The organism is Nocardioides sp. Z21_20 (assembly GCF_059766585.1).
In genome coordinates, this window is the sequence record NZ_JCBAJX010000004.1 from 53,348 (window position 1) to 70,324 (window position 16,977).

Genomic DNA, 16,977 nt, shown 5'->3' on the forward strand with positions numbered 1-16,977 from the left:
GGGCTCAGTTGTGGTGAGCGCGATGCCCAGCGTTGCAAGAACTCGGGACCGGCACAACCCCTGGTGCTGGTCACCTTTGTCACAGGCGCTTCTGCGGACAGCCACCCGGCCGGGGTGCGCACCGCCCGGCCGAGGGTCGAGAGGCGCCGGGCTAGGCTCTCAGGTCGTGACCACCTCGACCCGTTCCCCCCAGCCAGCACCCCTCGTGGTCGCCGTCTCGCTCGTCGCCGTCGAGGGCGTCGTCTTCGTGCTCCTGGCGCTGATGGAGCTGGCGAGCCTCTCCTCGGGCCGGATGACGATGGCCCTGACCACGGCCGTCTTCTTCGCCGGGTACGGCGCCGGGCTGGTCCTCTGCGCCTGGGTGGTACGGCGTGGACAGTCCTGGGCGCGCAGCCCCATCGTGCTCGCGCAGCTGATCCACCTGCTGCTCGCCTGGTCGTTCCGGGGTGGGGAGACCACGACGTACTCGATCGTGCTGGCGGTGGTGGCCGTCATCGTGCTTGCCGGTCTCTTCCATCCCGCCAGCATCGACGCCCTCTCCGACGAGTCCTAGGACTGCTCCTCGAGGGAGACGCGCAGCTGCTCCAGGGTGCGGTTGAGGAGCCGGGAGACGTGCATCTGCGAGACGCCGATCTCGGCGGCGATCTGGGACTGCGTCATGTTCTTGAAGAAGCGCAGCAGCAGGATCTTCTTCTCGCGCGGCTCGAGACGGTCCAGCAGCGGCTTGATCGACTCGCGGATCTCCACGTGCTCCAGGCCGGCGTCGTCCACCCCGATCGCGTCGAGCATCGTCGCGGCGCCGTCGTCGGAGCCGTCGGTGGCGTCGAGGGAGAGGGTCGAGTAGGCGTTGCTCGACTCCAGGCCCTCGACGATCTCCTCCACCGTGCAGCCGACGCGCTCGGCCAGCTCGGTGGGCGTCGGGGAGCGGCCCAGGCTCTGGGTCAGCTCCGCCGTGGCCGTGCTGATCTGCATGCGCAGCTCCTGCAGGCGCCGGGGGACGCGGATCGCCCAGCCCTTGTCGCGGAAGTAGCGCTTGATCTCGCCGATGATCGTGGGGGTGGCGTAGGTGGAGAACTCGACGCCGCGGTCGGAGTCGAACCGGTCGATCGACTTGAGCAGGCCGATGGTGCCGACCTGGACCAGGTCCTCGAACGGCTCGCCACGGTTGCGGAAGCGACGGGCGCAGTGCTCCACCAGAGGCAGGTGGAGGTGGACCAGATCGTCGCGGGCGGCGCTGCGGGCCGCCGAGCCCGGCTCGGCCGCGCGCATCTGCACGAAGTAGTCCGCGCTGCGGCGTCGGGTCAGGTCGATGCCGGTCAGCTCGTCGAGGTCCAACTCGTGGACGGGCTCGAGCACCGGCTGCTCGCCTGTCGAGGCGCCGGGCCGCCCGGCTACGGGATCGGGAGTCATCTCAGAGGCCGGATCCCGACCGCAGCGTGAGGCTGACGGTGAGCTGCTGGTCGTCGACCTCGGAGGAGGCCTCCGCGAGGGTGCTCAGCACCTGCCACGCGAAGCTGTCCTGGTCGATCGGGTGGGCGGATCCCTCGACGCTCACGCTGACGGTGAGCACGCCGGGAGCCAGGAAGAAGCGGCACAGCATCGAGGAGCCCGGGGCGGACTCGGGGAGCACCAGCGCGCTGGCCTCGCCGACCGCGATCCGCAGGTCCTCGATGTCGTCGATGGTGAAGTCCAGGCGTGCGGCCAGCCCGGCGGTGGTGGTGCGCAGCACCGAGACGTAGGCGCTGTCGGCCGGCAGGCGCAGCTCGACGTCCGCGAGGCGCTCGCGCTGTAGTCCACCCATAGCCATGTCTGCCCGTCCTTCGAGACCGAGTGTGTCACCTGCGGGGACAGGCTAGCGGCGAGACTAGTCGGGGCCGAGGCCCTGGTGTGTCACCAGGGCCCCGGCCCCGACCGTGTCGTTGCGCGAGCGCCGCTCCTGCCCGCGGGCAGGGGGTGGTTCAGGCCTTCTTGGTCGCCCAGAAGATCTCGGCGATCTCGTCGATCTTCGCGAGCAGCTTGTCGGCCACCTCGGCGTCCAGGACGCCCTTGGTGCCGGACGCACCGGCCAGCTTGGTGGCCTCGTTGAACAGCGTGTGCAGCTGCGGGTACTTCTCGAAGTGCGGAGCCTTGAAGTAGTCGGTCCACAGCACCCACAGGTGGTGCTTCACCAGCTCGGAGCGCTGCTCCTTGATGAGCACGGCACGCGTGCGGAAGTCGGGGTCGTCGTTGTCGGCGACCTTGGCGATGATGGCCTTGATCGACTCGGCCTCGATACGGGCCTGGGCCGGGTCGTACACGCCGCAGGGAAGGTCGCAGTGTGCGGAAACCTCGACGGTCGGTGCGATGAGTCGCGCGAGCATCCGGGGTCCTCTCGTTGTCATGGGTCGGTGATCGACTGCGACACTACTCCGCGTGGAAGAGGTGGCACAGACGGGCCGACCGCCCCTCGGTCTGGCGCGGGTGCGCGGACGATCCATGCAGCCGACGCTGCGTGAGGGCGATCTGCTGCTGGTGCGCCACCGAGCCGCGGTGCGGCCCGGCGCCCTGGTCGTCGCCCGGTTCGTGGACGGGACCGTCGCGGTCAAGCGCGCCGTCGAGCGTCGTACGACACGGACCGGGGCCCCGGCCTGGTGGCTGCTCAGCGACAACCCCGCGGAGGGCGTCGACTCGCGCCACCGCGGCCCGGTGCCCGACGACGAGGTCCGGGCGGTCGTGCTCGGGCGGCTCTGGCCGCGGCCCCGCCCGCTGTGAGCCTGCCCGGGCCGGCGGTTTTGTCTGCTGCGCCACATGGGCGGGCCGAACCGGACGCGGGGCGGCGGGCTGTGTCACACTTGCCCGCGGGAGACCCCCGGTCCATGTAGTTCCGCGACACACCTCTCGCGTCGAGCTGCGCCCACCCGTTCGCCGAACGGCCAGCTGGCCACCCAGGAGAGTTCTGATCCGTCATGTCTGCTGACGCCACCTCGCCCGACCTCGCCCCCGCTCCCGTCGTCCCCGCGCACCCGCATGCCGGGGACCCGGTCTTCGACCTCCACGTCGGCGGCAAGATGGAGATCCGCTCGCAGGTCGCGCTGGCCGGCAAGGACGAGCTCTCCCTCGCCTACACCCCGGGCGTGGCCCGGGTCTGCGAGGCGATCGCGGCCGACCCCGAGCTGACCCAGCACTACACCTGGGTGCCCAACACCGTCGCGGTCGTCACCGACGGCACCGCGGTGCTGGGCCTGGGCGACATCGGCCCCGCCGCCGCGATGCCGGTGATGGAGGGCAAGGCGGTGCTGTTCAAGCAGTTCGGCAACGTCGACGCCGTCCCGATCTGCCTGGCCACCACCGACGTCGAGGAGATCATCGAGACCGTCGCCCGGCTGGCCCCGAGCTTCGGTGGCATCAACCTCGAGGACATCTCGGCGCCGCGCTGCTTCGAGATCGAGGACCGGCTCAAGGCCATGCTCGACATCCCGGTCTTCCACGACGACCAGCACGGCACGGCGGTCGTCGCGCTGGCCGCGCTGAAGAACGCGCTGGTGATCACCGGCCGGGTCATGGAGACCACCCGCGTGGTGATCTCCGGGGCCGGCGCCGCCGGCGTCGCCGTCGCCAAGATCCTGCTCGCCGCGGGCGTGCGCGATCTCGCGGTCATCGACCGGCAGGGCGTGGTCACCTCCCAGCGCAGCGACCTGACGCCGGTCAAGCGCGCCCTGGCGGCCGAGACCGCCGACAAGACCGGCCGCGCCGGCTCGCTGGCCGACGCCCTGGACGGGGCGGACGTCTACATCGGCGTCTCCGGCGGCACCGTGCCCGAGGAGTACGTCGCCACGATGGCCGACGACGCGATCATCTTCGGCCTCGCCAACCCCACCCCCGAGGTGCTCCCCGAGGTCGCCCACCGCCACGCCCGTGTGGTGGCGACCGGCCGCTCCGACTTCCCCAACCAGATCAACAACGTGCTCGCCTTCCCGGGGATCTTCCGTGGCGCGTTCGACGTGCACGCCACCGCGATCACCGAGGGCATGAAGCTCGCCGCCGCCAACGCGCTGGCCGAGCTGGTGGGCGAGGAGCTGAGCGAGGAGATGATCATCCCCTCGCCGTTCGACCCCCGGGTCGGCACCGCCGTGGCCACCGCGGTCGCCGAGGCCGCTCGACGCGACGGGGTCGCCCGCCGCTGATCCGCCCCGCCGGCGCCGCGCCCCTCGGGTGCCCGCGCCGGTCCGGGTCGGCTCGCAGTGTGGACGTGCCGCGTCCGCACGCGCCCGAGGTTGTGCTCTGCCGCTAGCGTGAGCGTCATGTTCGCCGTCTACGCAGAGTCCTTCTCCTCCGACGACCCGCTGAGCGGCCTGGTGGTGGGGGAGCGCCCCGATCCGGTCGCCCCCGACGGGTGGACCACGGTCACCGTCAAGGCCGCCTCGCTCAACCACCACGACCTCTGGTCGCTGCGCGGGGTCGGGCTCAAGGAGGAGTCGCTGCCGATGATCCTCGGCTGCGACGCGGCCGGGCTCGACGAGGACGGCAACGAGGTCGTCGTGCACGCGGTCGTCAGCGACCCCTCGTGGACCGGCGACGAGACGCTGGACCCGCGACGCTCGCTGCTCTCCGAGCGCCACCAGGGCACCTTCGCCGACAAGGTCGTGGTGCCCCGGCGCAACGTCGTGGCCAAGCCGGCGTCGCTCTCCTTCGAGGAGGCCGCCTGCCTGCCGACCGCCTGGCTGACCGCCTACCGGATGCTGTTCGTGCAGGGCGGGCTCAAGGCCGGCGACTGCGTGCTGGTGCAGGGTGCCGGCGGCGGCGTGGCGACGGCGCTGATCGTGCTGGCCCGGGCCGCCGGGCTGCGGGTGCTCGCCACCAGCCGTGACGAGGCCAAGCGGGCCCGGGCGCTGGAGATCGGCGCCCACGAGGTGTACGAGAGCAACGCCCGGCTCCCGCGCAAGGTCGACGCGGTGATGGAGACCGTCGGGCGGGCCACCTGGTCGCACTCGGTGCGCGCGCTGCGTCCCGGCGGCGCGATCGTCATCTCCGGCACCACGTCCGGGCCCAAGCTCGACGACGCCGAGCTCACCCGGATCTTCTTCCTGCAGCTGCGGGTGATCGGCTCGACCATGGGGACCCGTGGCGAGCTGGCCTCGCTGGTGGAGATGCTGGACGCGACCGGCACCCGCCCGCTCGTCGACCGGACCCTGGCGATGACGGACGCGCGCGAGGGCTTCGCGGCGATGGCCTCCGGCGACCTCTTCGGCAAGGTCGTCTTCACCCGGTGAGCGCGCCGCGCACCCACCTGATCACCGGCGCGAGCTCCGGCATCGGGGCCGGCCTCGCCCGAGCCCTGCACGAGCGCGGCGACCGGCTGGTGCTGCTGGCGCGCTCGGCGGCGCGGGCCGACGAGCTGGCGGCCTGCTACCACGGCGCGCTCACCGTGGTGGCCGACCTGTCCGACGCCGACTCCCTCGACGACGCCGTCCTCGCCGGCCTGGCCCACCACGACATCGAGCTCCTGGACACCGTGCTGCAGGTGGCGGGCGTCGTCGAGCTGGGCACCGTCGGCGAGCTCTCCACCCGGGCCTGGCGCGCCCAGCTCGACGTCAACCTGCTGGCGCCGGCGGTGCTGACCCGGGCCTGCCTGCCGGCGCTGCGGGCGGCGAGGGGGCAGGTGCTGTTCGTGAACTCCGGCGCCGGGCTGAGCGCGAACCCGCAGTGGTCGGCCTACGCCGCCTCCAAGTTCGGGCTGCGGGCGCTGGCCGACGCGCTGCGCGCCGAGGAGCACGCGCACGGCGTACGGGTCACCAGCGTCTATCCCGGCCGCACCGCGACCCCGATGCAGGAGCTCGTGCACCGTCAGGAGGGCAAGGACTACGACCCCGGGCAGTGGATCGACCCGGCCTCGGTGGTCGCCACGGTGCTGCACTGCCTCGACCTGCCGCCCGACGCCACGATCCCGGACGTGACGGTGCGCCCCGGTCCCCGCTGAGGCCGCCCCCGGTCACCGCGCCGGGGCGTCCTCCGGGGGCGAGCGCCAGTGGGCGGCGCCGACCAGCATCATCCGCAGCTGGGTGCGGGCGTCGTCGGCGATCGTGCTCTCCGCCTCCGGGTCGCCGTCGGCGCGCAGGATCGCCTCCACGATGGCGACCATCGCGGTGACGATCAGGTTGGCGAGGACTCCGGCGTCGCGCGCGGAGTAGCGCCCGGTGCCGACGATCTCGACGACGTCGGCGGCGAGCTCCTGCTCGACGAGGTCGATCTGGTGGCGTACGGCGTCGCGCACGGCCGGCGGGCCCGCCGTGCGCTCGCGGGAGATGAAGCCGAAGTGTGCCCGGTGGGCGTGCACGTGCGCGAGCAGCACCGTCACCGAGCGGTCGGTGACGCCGAGCAGGTCGGTGTCGCCGCGGCGTACGTCGCGCAGCATCGCGCGCAGGGAGGCGAACGACTCGGTGACCAGCTCGAGGCCGAGGTCGTCGAGGGAGGCGAAGTGCCGGTAGAACGCCGTCGGCACGATCCCCACCTCGCGGGTGACCTGGCGCAGGGTCACCGTCGCGAACGTGTGCTGCTCGGAGAGGGTCAGGGCGGCCTCCAGCAGCGCCTGGCGGGTCAGCTCCTTGCGCTCGACCCGGGAGGCGCGCGGGGCGCTCTCGGTACCGCTCACCTGAGGATCGTAGCCCGCGCGCGGGCGCCGCTCTCCTCAGCGGAAGGACATCCGGAAGTCCACCATCCGCACCGTCGCCAGCGGTCGGCTCCCGTGCAGCCAGCCCAGCGGACCGTCAGCGGCGAACTCCCAGTGTCCCCGGGCCGGCAGCGAACGGGCCGACCCGGTGAGCTGGGCGACCACCGGGCGCCCGTCCTCGTGGCGCTGCCAGGTGCTGCCCGCGAACGGCACCCGCACCGCCAGTCGGGAGGCGTCGCGGAACGTCGCGGAGACGATCGGCCGCTCGCCCAGTGAGGCGGACCAGCGGGCGCTGACCAGCGGCCCCAGCCGGGTGGTCTCGTGGCGGAAGTCGGCCAGCTCCTTGGGGATCGCCCACAGCGCGCGCCCGCCCTGCATGGAGGCCGCCGAGTCGACCCAGATGTCGCTGATCGTCACCCGCCGGTGCCGCCCGTCCTTGACCAGCCGGGCCACCAGCAGCTCGTGGTAGGTGAGCGGGCTGCCCGGCCGGTAGTCGACCAGCGCCACGCCGCACACGCCGTCGGGACGACCCGCGACACCGCGCACGCGGAACAGCGAGAGCCACAGGTCGCCGACCATGTTCCAGGGGGGAGACGGAAACATGCCCGCAGCCTTGCGGCTGCGGGCATGTCCGGGCGAGGGGCCTTCTCAGATGCCGGGATCGGCTGGGGTGGAGCTAGTCGTCCGGATCGTCGAGGCGGGCCAGCCAGGTGGCGAAGCGCTCCACCGGCGTCTCGAACTCCGGGTGGGTGTCGGTGAACTCCTGCAGACGCGCCGCCACCCACGCCAGGGTGACCTCCTCGTCACCCCGGCGCTTCTCGAGCTCCTCGATCCCGCGATCGGTGAAGTACACGACCGACCTAGCCCGCGAACGCCCGGTCGAGCAGGTCGCGCTGCTCCTCCTGGTGGCGCTTGATCGTGCCGACCGACGGCGACGACGAGGCGGTGCGGGTGACCGGCTCGACGGTGACGTCCAGATCGGTCCACAGGTTCAGCTGGTAGTGCGGCCACGGGCCCATGTTGGCGGGCTCGTCCTGCACCCAGCGGACCCGCTTGAGGTTCGGGTACTTGGCGATCTCGGCGCGGATCTCCGCCTCGGGGCGCGGGTAGAGCTGCTCCACGCGACCCACGGCGAACGTCTCGGCGTTGTCGAGCTTGGCCCGCTGGACCATCAGGTCCCAGGTCACCCGGCCCGAGCACAGCAGCAGCGTCTCCACCTTGTCGGGGTCGGCGTTGTCGTCGCCGATGAAGGGCCGGAAGGAGGTCCCCTCGGTGAAGTCCGACGGCTTGGAGGCCGCCTCCTTGCGCTTGAGCATCGACTTCGGGGTGAAGACGATCAGCGGCTTGTGCTCCTCGCCCAGCGAGTGGCGACGCAGCAGGTGGAAGTACGACGCCGGCGTGGACGGCTGGGCCACCACGAAGGCCTCGTCGGCCGCCATCATCAGGAACCGCTCGATGCGCGCCGAGGAGTGGTCGGGTCCCTGACCCTCGTAGCCGTGCGGCAGCAGCAGCACGACACCCGACTGCTGGCGCCACTTGGTCTCGCTGGAGCTGATGAACTCGTCGATGATCGTCTGCGCGCCGTTGACGAAGTCGCCGAACTGCGCCTCCCACAGCACCAGCGCCTCGGGACGGGCCACGGAGTAGCCGTACTCGAAGCCGAGCGCGGCGTACTCGCTGAGCAGCGAGTCGTAGACGTGGAACTTCGCCTGGTCCTCGGTGAGGGTGGCCAGCGGGGTCCACTCGTCGGCGTTGGTGCGGTCGATGATCGTCGCGAAGCGCTGCACGAACGTGCCGCGGCGCGAGTCCTGGCCGGCCAGGCGCACCGGGCGCCCGTCCATCAGCAGCGCGCCGAAGGCGAGGATCTCGCCGGTGCCCCAGTCGATCGGGCCGTCGGTGATGGCGGCGGCCCGGCGCTGCAGCTGCGGCATCACCTTCGGGTGGACCGTGAAGCCCTCCGGCGGAGTGATGTAGGCGTCGGAGATGCGCTTGAGCACCTCGGCGGAGATGGCGGTCTTGGTCTCGCCGGCGGGCTTCTCCGGATAGTCCGGGACCGTGGTCCACTCCGAGGGCTGGCCGGTGGCCTCGCGGACCTCGGTGAAGACCCGCTCCAGCTGCTGCTGGTAGTCGCGCAGGACCTGCTCGGCCTCCTCGACGGTGATGTCGCCGCGACCGATCAGGGACTCGGTGTAGAGCTTGCGCACCGAGCGCTTCTGCTCGATCAGGTCGTACATCAGCGGCTGGGTGTACGACGGGTCGTCGCCCTCGTTGTGACCGCGCCGGCGGTAGCAGACCAGGTCGATGACGACGTCCTTGTTGAACGCCTGGCGGTACTCGAAGGCCAGCCGCGCCACTCGGATGCACGCCTCGGGGTCGTCGCCGTTGACGTGGAAGATCGGCGCCTGGACCATCCGGGCCACGTCGGTGCAGTACAGCGACGAGCGCGAGGAGCCGGGGGAGGTGGTGAACCCGACCTGGTTGTTGACCACCACGTGGATGGTGCCGCCGGTGCGGTAGCCGCGCAGCTGCGAGAGGTTGAGCGTCTCGGCGACCACGCCCTGGCCCGCGAAGGCCGCGTCGCCGTGCACGAGCAGCGGCAGGACGGGGTAGGCCGCGCCGCGGTCGAGCACGTCCTGCTTGGCGCGGGCGATGCCCTCCAGGACCGGGTCGACCGCCTCGAGGTGCGAGGGGTTCGCGGCCACGGAGACCTTGATCTTGTCGCCGGACCCGGCCACGAACTCGCCCTCGGCGCCGAGGTGGTACTTCACGTCGCCGGAGCCCTGGACGGTGCGCGGGTCGATGTTGCCCTCGAACTCGCGGAAGATCTGGGAATAGTTCTTGCCGACGATGTTGGCGAGCACGTTGAGCCGGCCGCGGTGGGCCATCCCGATCGCGACCTCGCTGAGCCGCGCCTCGGCGGCGGCCTCGCAGAGCTCGTCGAGCAGCGGGACGGTGGTCTCGCCGCCCTCGAGGCTGAACCGCTTCTGGCCGACGAACTTGGTCTGCAGGAACGTCTCGAAGGCCTCGGCCTGGTTGAGCTTGAGCAGGATCCGCAGCTGCTCCTCGCGCGGCGGCTTCACGTGCGGCTGCTCGACGCGCTCCTGGATCCAGCGGCGCTGCTCGGGGTCCTGGATGTGCATGTACTCGATGCCGGTGGTGCGGCAGTAGGAGTCGCGCAGGATGCCGAGGATGTCGCGCAGCTTGAGGAAGCGTCGGCCCTCGCCACCGAAGGAGCCGGTGGCGAACTCGCGGTCGAGGTCCCACAGGGTGAGCCCGTGCGTCTCCACCTCGAGGTCGGGGTGGCTGCGCTGGCGGTACTCCAGCGGGTCGGTGTCGGCCATCATGTGCCCGCGCACCCGGTAGGCGTGGATCAGCTCGAGGATCCGGGCCTGCTTGCTGATCTCGTCGTCGTGGGTGGCCGCGATGTCCTTGGCCCAGCGGATCGGCTCGTAGGGGATCCGCAGCGAGCGGAAGATCTCGTCGTAGAAGTCGTCCGCGCCGAGCAGCAGCTGGTGCACCTTGCGCAGGAACTCGCCCGAGAGCGCGCCCTGGATCACCCGGTGGTCGTAGGTGGACGTCAGCGTCATCACCTTGCTGACCGCGTTGCGGGTCAGCGTCTCGTCGGAGGCGCCCTGGTACTCCGCGGGGTACTCCATCGCGCCGACGCCGATGATCGCGCCCTGGCCCTTCATCAGCCGCGGCACGGAGTGCACGGTGCCGATGCCGCCGGGGTTGGTCAGCGACATCGTGGTGCCCTGGAAGTCGGCCACGGTCAGCTTGTTGTCGCGCGCCTTGCGCACGATGTCCTCGTAGGCGGTCCAGAAGGCCGCGAAGTCCATCGACTCGGCCGCCTTGATGGAGGGCACCAGCAGCTGGCGGCTGCCGTCGGGCTTGGGTACGTCGATGGCCAGGCCGAGGTTCACGTGGGCGGGCGTGATCAGGTTGGGCTTGCCGTCGACGGTGTCGAAGCCGACGTTCATCTCGGGGATCGCCTTGAGCGCCTGGACCAGGGCGTAGCCGATGATGTGGGTGAACGACACCTTGCCGCCGCGGGCGCGCGCGAGGTGGTTGTTGATCACGGTGCGGTTGTCCCACAGCAGCTTGACCGGGACCGAGCGCACCGAGGTCGCGGTGGGGACGCTCAGCGACTCGTCCATGTTCTTCGCGGTGCGGGCCGGGGCCCCGCGCATGACGGTGTACGTCGGCTGGTCGCTGGCCTCGCTGCGCGCGGCCGGGGCCGACTCCTTGGCGACCGGCGGGGTGTTGCTCCGAGCCGGCTCGGCGGCAGCGGCCGGCGGACGGGGCGTCGCCTTGGGGGCGGGCGCCGGGGCCTTGGCGGGAGCCTTGGCCGGAGCCGGTGCGGTGCTGGGCGCAGCGGCCGCGGGCTCGGCGGCCGGTGCGGCCGGGGGAGTCGCCGCGGGCTGGGCGGCGGGCGAGGAGGTCGCGCTGGCGGCGGTGCTACCGTTCCCGGCGGTTCGGCTCGGGTCGCCGTTGGCGGCGAAGAACTTCGCCCAGACCGGGTCGACGCTGTTGGGATCCTTGCGGAACTGCTCGTACATCTCGTCGACGAGCCACTCGTTGGCTCCGAAGTCGGCGGTGGGATTTTCGTGAGACTGGCTGCCTGGGGACTGCGGCACGGCTGTGTTCGCCCTCTTCCGGTACGCGCGCGGGGTGTGAGTACTAAGGCTCAAGGCTAGTCGCAGGGATCAACAATTGCAGGCTCCGGGGTCCGAACTGGCGCCGTGGCGTGGTGGCAGGGTCCCGCGCCGCTCCCCGGGGTCCTCGACGGAAGGAGGCACACGGATGAGGACGACACGACTCAGGCGGGTGTGCGTCGGCGCTCTGGCCCTCCTGGTGGGTGTGACCGGGGTCGCCTGCTCGGGTGACTCCGAGGAGCCCGACCGGGAGCCGGCGCCCTCCGCGAGCGCCGCGAGTGCGGAGCTCAGCACGCAGTCGCGACTCGGCGAGGTGGCCGGCAGGCTCCCCGCCCGCAGACGGGGCCCGGTGGTGCGTGCGGTCACCTCGGTGGTGGAGGACTGGACGGACGCGGCCTTCCTCGCCGGCGACTACCCGCGGGCGTCGTTCCGGGCCTTCTCCGGGTTCACGCCCGGGGCGCGCAAGCAGGCCGTGCGCGACGCCGCGCTGATGAGCAACGCCGACATCGGGGAGCGGATCGAGAGCGTCACCGGAGTGCGCCGGGTGGTGGCCGTCGACGTGCTCGCCAGCCGCTCGCGCGCCGTCGGCGCCACCGCGCGGGTGCTGCTGCGCTTCGACACCGCCGGCGAGGTGGAGCGCCGGGTCACGCTGCGGGGGCGGCTGATGCTCACCCGGGGCCGGGACGGCGCCTGGAAGGTCTTCGCCTACGACATGAGCAAGGGGAGCCGCTGATGAGGTCCAGGACGCGTGGGATGACCGGCCGGGCGCTGCGCGGGGTGGTGCTCGCCGTGGTGCTGGGCGTGACGGCGCTGGTGGTCCCGGACGCCTCGGTGCACCGCGCCGAGGTGGCCCTGGTCAAGGTGGAGCGGGCCTCCGGGGTCGACCTGAGCCCGGACGTGGTCTGGATCCTGGCGGTCGGCTCCGACGCCCGGCCGGGCCAGGACATGCTCCGCAGCCGGGGTGACGCGCTGCAGCTGGTCGGGGTCAACACCCGCACCGGCGCCGCCAGCGCGATCGGCATCCCGCGCGACTCGTGGGTGCCCATCCCCGGGCACGGCTCCAACCGGGTCAACGCCGCGCTGTACTTCGGCGGACCGCAGCTGATCGGGCGCACCGTCGGCGACATGATCGGCATCCAGCCCGACTACGTCTTCGTCACCCGGTTCCCGTTCTTCGAGGACATGGTGGACGCCATCGGCGGCATCGAGGTGCGCAACCCGCGTGCCTTCAGCGACGCCGACCTCAAGCAGGACGGCTTCAAGCGGGGCCGGATCAAGCTCGACGGGTACGGCGCGATGGCGTTCTCGCGGATCCGCAAGTCGCTGCCCGGTGGGGACTTCGAGCGCTCGGCCAACCAGCAGCGCACGCTGCGCGGCATCCACGCCAAGCTGCACGCCAAGGCCGCCCGGCCCGGGTTCCTGGAGAAGGGGGTGCTCAGCGCGATGCGGAACCTGCACACGAACCTCCCGCCTGCGGAGCTGTTCCGCATCGCCCAGGCGGTGGCCCAGGTCCAGCCGCGCCGGATCACCACCTGCGTCGTGCCGGGCAGCACCGGGATGGCCGGCAGCGCAAGCGTGGTCTTCGCCGACCTCGCCACGGCCCGCCGCTACGGCGACCTCGCCCGCAAGGACGCCACCATCGAGCGCTGCTGACGCCCCGGCGGCCCCGGCTCAGCCGGGGAGCTCAGCCGGGGACGCCGGCGTGGTGGCGCCCGATCGGCAACATCAGCGGGCGCCCGGAGACGGGGTCCTCGATGACGCTGCACTCCAGGCCGAAGACCGCGCGCACGGTGTCCTCGGTGAGCACGTCGTGGGGGTCGCCGGCGGCGTGCAGCCGGCCACCCGCCAGCGCGATCAGCCGGTCGGCGTAGCGGGCCGCGAGGTTGAGGTCGTGCAGGACCATCACGATCGTGGTGCCGCGCGCCCGGTTGAGGTCGGTGAGCAGGTCGAGGACCTCCACCTGGTGGCTCACGTCGAGGAACGTGGTCGGCTCGTCGAGCAGCAGGATGTCGGTCTGCTGCGCGAGCGCCATCGCGATCCACACCCGCTGACGCTGCCCGCCGGAGAGCTCGTCGACGGGGCGGTCGGCGAGCGCCACGGTGTCGGTGGCCTCGAGCGCGCCGGCCACCGCGGCGTCGTCCTCGGCGCTCCAGCGCGCGAGCATCCGCTGGTGGGGATGGCGCCCGCGCCCGACCAGGTCGCTGACGGTGATGCCCTCCGGTGCGAGCGGGGACTGGGGGAGCAGACCGAGGGTGCGGGCCAGCTCCTTGGCGGGCATCCGGTGCACCTGCTTGCCGTCGAGCAGCACGTGCCCGGCGCGGGGACGCAGCAGTCGCGACATCGAGCGCAGCAGCGTCGACTTGCCGCACGCGTTGGCGCCGACGATCGCGGTCACCGCGCCGCTGGGCACCAGCAGGTCGAGGGACTCGATGACGGTCCGCTCGCCGTAGCCGAGGGTGAGGTCCTCGACGGTGAGGGTGTGGTGGGCGGTCACAGTGAGCCTCCGACGCGGTTGGTGCGGACGATGAGGTAGACGAGGTACGGGGCACCGAGCACGCCGGTGACCACGCCGACCGGGTAGCGGTGGCCGAAGGCGTACTGGCCGCACAGGTCGGCGACCAGGACGAGCAGGGCCCCGACGAGCGCGGAGGGCACCAGCAGCGAGGCCCCGGGGCCGACCACGCGCGCCGCGATCGGGCCGGCGAGGAACGCGACGAAGGCGATCGGTCCGGCGGCCGCGGTGGCGAAGGCGACCAGGCCGACCGCGGCGACGATCACCACGAGCCGGGTGCGCTCCACGCGCACGCCGAGCGCCGAGGCGGCGTCGTCGCCGAGCTGGAGCATCTCCAGGTCGCGCATCCGCGAGAGCAGCAGCGGGCCGAGGACGACCAGTGCGAGCGCGGTGGGCACCACGTCGTCCCACCCGGAGCTGTTCAGGCTCCCGGTGAGCCAGCGGGTGGCCTCCTGCAGGTCCCACTGGGCGGCCCGGCTGAGGATGTAGGCGGTGACGCTCTCGAGCATCGCCGCGATGCCGATGCCGATCAGGATCAGCCGGGTCCCGGCGACGCCGTCGCGGAACGACAGCACGTAGATCAGCAGCGCGACGCCGAGCCCGGCGAGGATGGCGATGACCGAGACGTTCGGGCCGGACAGGCCCAGGGTGACGATCGCGAACGCCGCCGCGGCGCTCGAGCCGGCGCTGATCCCGATGATGTCGGGGCTGGCGAGGGGGTTGCGCAGCATGGTCTGGAAGGTGACGCCGGCCAGCCCGAAGCTGAGCCCGACCAGCAGCGCCAGCACCGCCCGGGGCAGCCGGAGCCGGCCCACCGTGAAGGACGCGCCGGGCACGTCGTGCCCGGCGATCACGGCGAGGACGTCGCCCGGCGGGTAGAACGTCCGTCCCACCATCAGGCTCGCCGCGAAGAAGGCGACGACCAGCAGGCCGAGCACGGCGACGACCGTACGGCGCCGGCGGCCGCGGCGGGCGCGACCGGCGCTCACCCGCTCGAGACTGGTGAGGCTCACAGCGCGCGCACCTTCTGACGACGGACGACGTGGATGAAGAACGGGGCGCCGACCAGCGCGGTGATGATCCCGACGTCGACCTCGCTCGGGCGGGCCACGATCCGCCCCACCACGTCCGCGGCGGTGAGCAGCCCGGCGCCGGTGATCGCCGAGAACGGCAGCAGCCAGCGGTGGTCGATGCCGACGAGCATCCGGCACAGGTGCGGCACGACGAGCCCGACGAAGCCGATCGGCCCGGCCGCCGCCGTGGCGGCGCCGCACAGCAGCACGGCGCCCAGCGCGGCCGTGCCGCGGGTCAGCGCCACCCGCTCGCCCAGGCCGGCGGCGACCTCGTCGCCGAGGGCCAGGGAGTTGAGGCCCTTCGCGCAGAGCAGGCAGATCGCCAGCCCGGCCAGCAGGAACGGCGCGACCAGGCGGATCGTCTCCGGCGACGCGCCGCCCACCCCGCCGACCTGCCAGGAGCGCACCGCCCCGGCGATGTCGCCGCGCGGCAGCGAGACCGCGGTGATGAAGGAGGCGAACGCCGCGGAGGTGGCGGTGCCGGCCAGGGCCAGCTTCAGCGGGGTCGCCCCGCCGCGGCCGAGCGAGCCGACGGCGTACACGAACGCCGCGGAGAGGCCGGCGCCGGCGATCGCGACCCAGACGTAGCCGGCGGCCGTGGAGAGGCCGAACCAGGCCATCGCGGTGATCACCGCCAGCGACGCGCCCATGTTGACGCCGAGGATGCCGGGGTCGGCGAGCGGGTTGCGGGTCACCCCCTGCATGACCGCGCCGGCCAGGCCGAGCGCGGCGCCCACGGCGAGGGCGAGCAGGGTGCGCGGGATGCGCTTGGTGACCGCCGCCTCCTCGAGGGTGTCGCTGGAGCCGCCCAGGGCGGCGACGATGTCGGCCCAGGCGACGTCGCGCGAGCCGATCGCCACCGACCAGGCCGCGAGCACGACGAGCACGCCGAGGGCGGCCAGGAGCCAGAGGGCGCGCAGCCGCCTCGGGCGCCGCACGACGGCGGCGCCCGAGGCGGTCTGCTTGCTCGCGGTGGCTGCGGGGCTCACTCGGCCCCGGCTGCCTCGGCGAGCATCGCGGCGTAGTCCTCCAGGACGTAGGAGATGGACAGCGGCGTCGGGTTCGCCGCGGTGCCCAGCGGGTTGTTCGGCAGCAGCACGATGGCGTCGTTCTTCACCGCGGGCATCTTCGAGAGCAGCGGGTCGCCCTTCAGTGCGTCGACCAGCTCCTGGTCGCCGTAGGTCACGATGATCTCGACGTCGTCGAGGGCGTCGATCTGCTCGGCGCTGAGCGTGCCCGAGAACTCCTCGGACTCCGCGGAGGCGGTCGCGATGCTCTGCGGGGTGCCCAGGCCCAGGTCGGCGAAGAACTTCGCCCGGGTGTCGTGGGTGGTGTAGTAGCTGACCTCGCTGAGGTCGCTGGTGTCGACGTGGGTGAGGAACATCGCCGACTTGCCCTCGAGCTCGGGGTGCTCCGCGACGGTCTCGCTGATCTCGCTCTCGAGGTCGGCGACGAGCTTCTCGCCCTCCTCGGCCATCCCCATCGCCTCGCTGCTGAGCGTGATCATGTCGCGCCACTCGGTCGCCCACGGCGCCTCGGGGTAGGCGACCACGGGAGCGATCTCGCTCAGCGTCTTGTAGTCCTCCTGGGTCAGTCCGGAGTAAGCGGCCAGGATGACGTCGGGCGCGGTGTCCGCGACGGCCTCGAAGTCGATGCCGTCGGTCTCGTCGAAGAGCACCGGCGTCTCGGCGTCGAGCTCCTCGAGCTTGTCGGCCACCCACGGCAGCACGCCGTCGCCGTCGTCGTCGCCGAAGTTGGCGGCGGCCATGCCCACCGGCACCACGCCGAGGGCCAGCGGCACCTCGTGGTTGGCCCAGTTGACCGTGGCGACCCGCTCCGGGGCCTTCTCGATGACGGTCTTGCCGAGCGCGTGCTCGATGGTGATCGGGAACTGCGTCGACGAGGAGTCGTCGGCGGCGGCTGCCTTCGGCTCCGAGTCGTCGGTGCCGCAGCCGGAGAGCAGGAGGCCGGCGACGGCGGCGGAGCCGGCCAGGAGGCGCAGAGAACGCACGGGGGTTGTCCTTTCAGCGGGGAGGGCGCGCAGACAGGCGCCCGCGCCGGGGCGGGAACGGACCCCGTTCGGAGCCCAGG

Annotated in this window: 18 protein-coding genes; 7 read left to right on the forward strand and 11 right to left on the reverse strand. The window is 72.3% G+C overall.

The window, feature by feature from the left end; all coding sequences use genetic code 11:
• Positions 1-166 precede the first annotated feature (166 nt).
• A complete protein-coding gene (locus tag AC6EH9_RS08955; protein ID WP_498422368.1) occupies positions 167-553 on the forward strand; it encodes a hypothetical protein in 387 nt (128 codons plus the stop codon).
• Here the strand turns inward: AC6EH9_RS08955 and AC6EH9_RS08960 are convergent.
• The 3 genes from AC6EH9_RS08960 to sodN form a co-directional block, all read right to left on the reverse strand.
• A complete protein-coding gene (locus AC6EH9_RS08960) occupies positions 550-1,410 on the reverse strand; it encodes an RNA polymerase sigma factor SigF (protein WP_498422370.1) in 861 nt (286 codons plus the stop codon). The genes AC6EH9_RS08955 and AC6EH9_RS08960 overlap by 4 nt on opposite strands.
• Position 1,411: 1 nt before the next feature.
• Complete coding sequence (locus AC6EH9_RS08965) at positions 1,412-1,807, reverse strand: anti-sigma factor (RefSeq protein ID WP_498422371.1); 396 nt, start codon at positions 1,805-1,807, stop codon at positions 1,412-1,414.
• A gap of 151 nt (positions 1,808-1,958) precedes the next feature.
• Entirely contained in the window at positions 1,959-2,360 is a 402-nt protein-coding gene (gene sodN, locus AC6EH9_RS08970; RefSeq protein ID WP_498422373.1) for a superoxide dismutase, Ni, read from the reverse strand.
• 52 nt (positions 2,361-2,412) lie between these two features.
• On the opposite strand from sodN, the gene AC6EH9_RS08975 reads away from it, so the two are divergent.
• The 4 genes from AC6EH9_RS08975 (at position 2,413) to AC6EH9_RS08990 (ending at position 5,956) form a co-directional block, all read left to right on the forward strand.
• Positions 2,413-2,751, forward strand: a complete 339-nt coding sequence (locus AC6EH9_RS08975) for a S24/S26 family peptidase (RefSeq protein ID WP_498422374.1) — start codon at positions 2,413-2,415, stop codon at positions 2,749-2,751.
• A gap of 194 nt (positions 2,752-2,945) precedes the next feature.
• Entirely contained in the window at positions 2,946-4,163 is a 1,218-nt protein-coding gene (locus tag AC6EH9_RS08980) for an NAD(P)-dependent malic enzyme (RefSeq protein WP_498422375.1), read from the forward strand.
• Between the two features lie 117 nt (positions 4,164-4,280).
• On the forward strand, positions 4,281-5,249 hold the full coding sequence (locus AC6EH9_RS08985) for a zinc-binding dehydrogenase (protein ID WP_498422376.1): 969 nt from the start codon (positions 4,281-4,283) through the stop codon (positions 5,247-5,249).
• Positions 5,246-5,956, forward strand: a complete 711-nt coding sequence (locus AC6EH9_RS08990) for an SDR family oxidoreductase (RefSeq protein WP_498422377.1) — start codon at positions 5,246-5,248, stop codon at positions 5,954-5,956. Before AC6EH9_RS08985 ends, AC6EH9_RS08990 begins: the two co-directional genes overlap by 4 nt.
• A 12-nt stretch (positions 5,957-5,968) precedes the next feature.
• On the opposite strand, the gene AC6EH9_RS08995 is transcribed toward AC6EH9_RS08990, so the two are convergent.
• The 4 genes from AC6EH9_RS08995 to AC6EH9_RS09010 form a co-directional block, all read right to left on the reverse strand.
• Positions 5,969-6,628 (reverse strand): TetR family transcriptional regulator, encoded by a 660-nt coding sequence (locus tag AC6EH9_RS08995; protein WP_498422379.1) that lies wholly within the window; start codon positions 6,626-6,628, stop codon positions 5,969-5,971.
• 36 nt (positions 6,629-6,664) lie between these two features.
• A complete protein-coding gene (locus AC6EH9_RS09000; RefSeq protein ID WP_498422380.1) occupies positions 6,665-7,249 on the reverse strand; it encodes an acetoacetate decarboxylase family protein in 585 nt (194 codons plus the stop codon).
• 73 nt (positions 7,250-7,322) lie between these two features.
• Positions 7,323-7,499: a DUF6104 family protein gene (locus tag AC6EH9_RS09005; protein WP_498422383.1), complete on the reverse strand. Its 177-nt coding sequence runs from the start codon at positions 7,497-7,499 to the stop codon at positions 7,323-7,325.
• Between the two features lie 7 nt (positions 7,500-7,506).
• Positions 7,507-11,283: a multifunctional oxoglutarate decarboxylase/oxoglutarate dehydrogenase thiamine pyrophosphate-binding subunit/dihydrolipoyllysine-residue succinyltransferase subunit gene (locus AC6EH9_RS09010; RefSeq protein WP_498422385.1), complete on the reverse strand. Its 3,777-nt coding sequence runs from the start codon at positions 11,281-11,283 to the stop codon at positions 7,507-7,509.
• Between the two features lie 166 nt (positions 11,284-11,449).
• Here AC6EH9_RS09010 and AC6EH9_RS09015 point away from each other — a divergent pair, with 166 nt between their 5' ends.
• Positions 11,450-12,034 carry a hypothetical protein gene (locus tag AC6EH9_RS09015; protein WP_498422387.1) on the forward strand — a complete coding sequence of 195 codons (585 nt, stop codon included), beginning with the start codon at positions 11,450-11,452 and terminating at the stop codon, positions 12,032-12,034.
• The gene (locus AC6EH9_RS09020) at positions 12,034-12,954 is read left to right on the forward strand and encodes an LCP family protein (RefSeq protein ID WP_498422389.1); all 921 of its coding nucleotides are present in this window, start codon (positions 12,034-12,036) and stop codon (positions 12,952-12,954) included. Before AC6EH9_RS09015 ends, AC6EH9_RS09020 begins: the two co-directional genes overlap by 1 nt.
• 31 nt (positions 12,955-12,985) lie before the next feature.
• Here AC6EH9_RS09020 and AC6EH9_RS09025 read toward each other — a convergent pair whose 3' ends face one another.
• From AC6EH9_RS09025 to AC6EH9_RS09040, 4 genes are read right to left on the reverse strand one after another with little or no spacing between them, the layout of a single operon-like run.
• On the reverse strand, positions 12,986-13,795 hold the full coding sequence (locus AC6EH9_RS09025) for an ABC transporter ATP-binding protein (RefSeq protein ID WP_498422390.1): 810 nt from the start codon (positions 13,793-13,795) through the stop codon (positions 12,986-12,988).
• Positions 13,792-14,826: a FecCD family ABC transporter permease gene (locus tag AC6EH9_RS09030; protein ID WP_498422392.1), complete on the reverse strand. Its 1,035-nt coding sequence runs from the start codon at positions 14,824-14,826 to the stop codon at positions 13,792-13,794. The genes AC6EH9_RS09025 and AC6EH9_RS09030 overlap by 4 nt, the downstream gene beginning before the upstream one ends.
• Complete coding sequence (locus AC6EH9_RS09035; RefSeq protein WP_498422394.1) at positions 14,823-15,875, reverse strand: FecCD family ABC transporter permease; 1,053 nt, start codon at positions 15,873-15,875, stop codon at positions 14,823-14,825. Before AC6EH9_RS09035 ends, AC6EH9_RS09030 begins: the two co-directional genes overlap by 4 nt.
• Entirely contained in the window at positions 15,872-16,897 is a 1,026-nt protein-coding gene (locus AC6EH9_RS09040) for an iron-siderophore ABC transporter substrate-binding protein (protein WP_498422396.1), read from the reverse strand. Before AC6EH9_RS09040 ends, AC6EH9_RS09035 begins: the two co-directional genes overlap by 4 nt.
• Between the last annotated feature and the right edge of the window lie 80 nt (positions 16,898-16,977).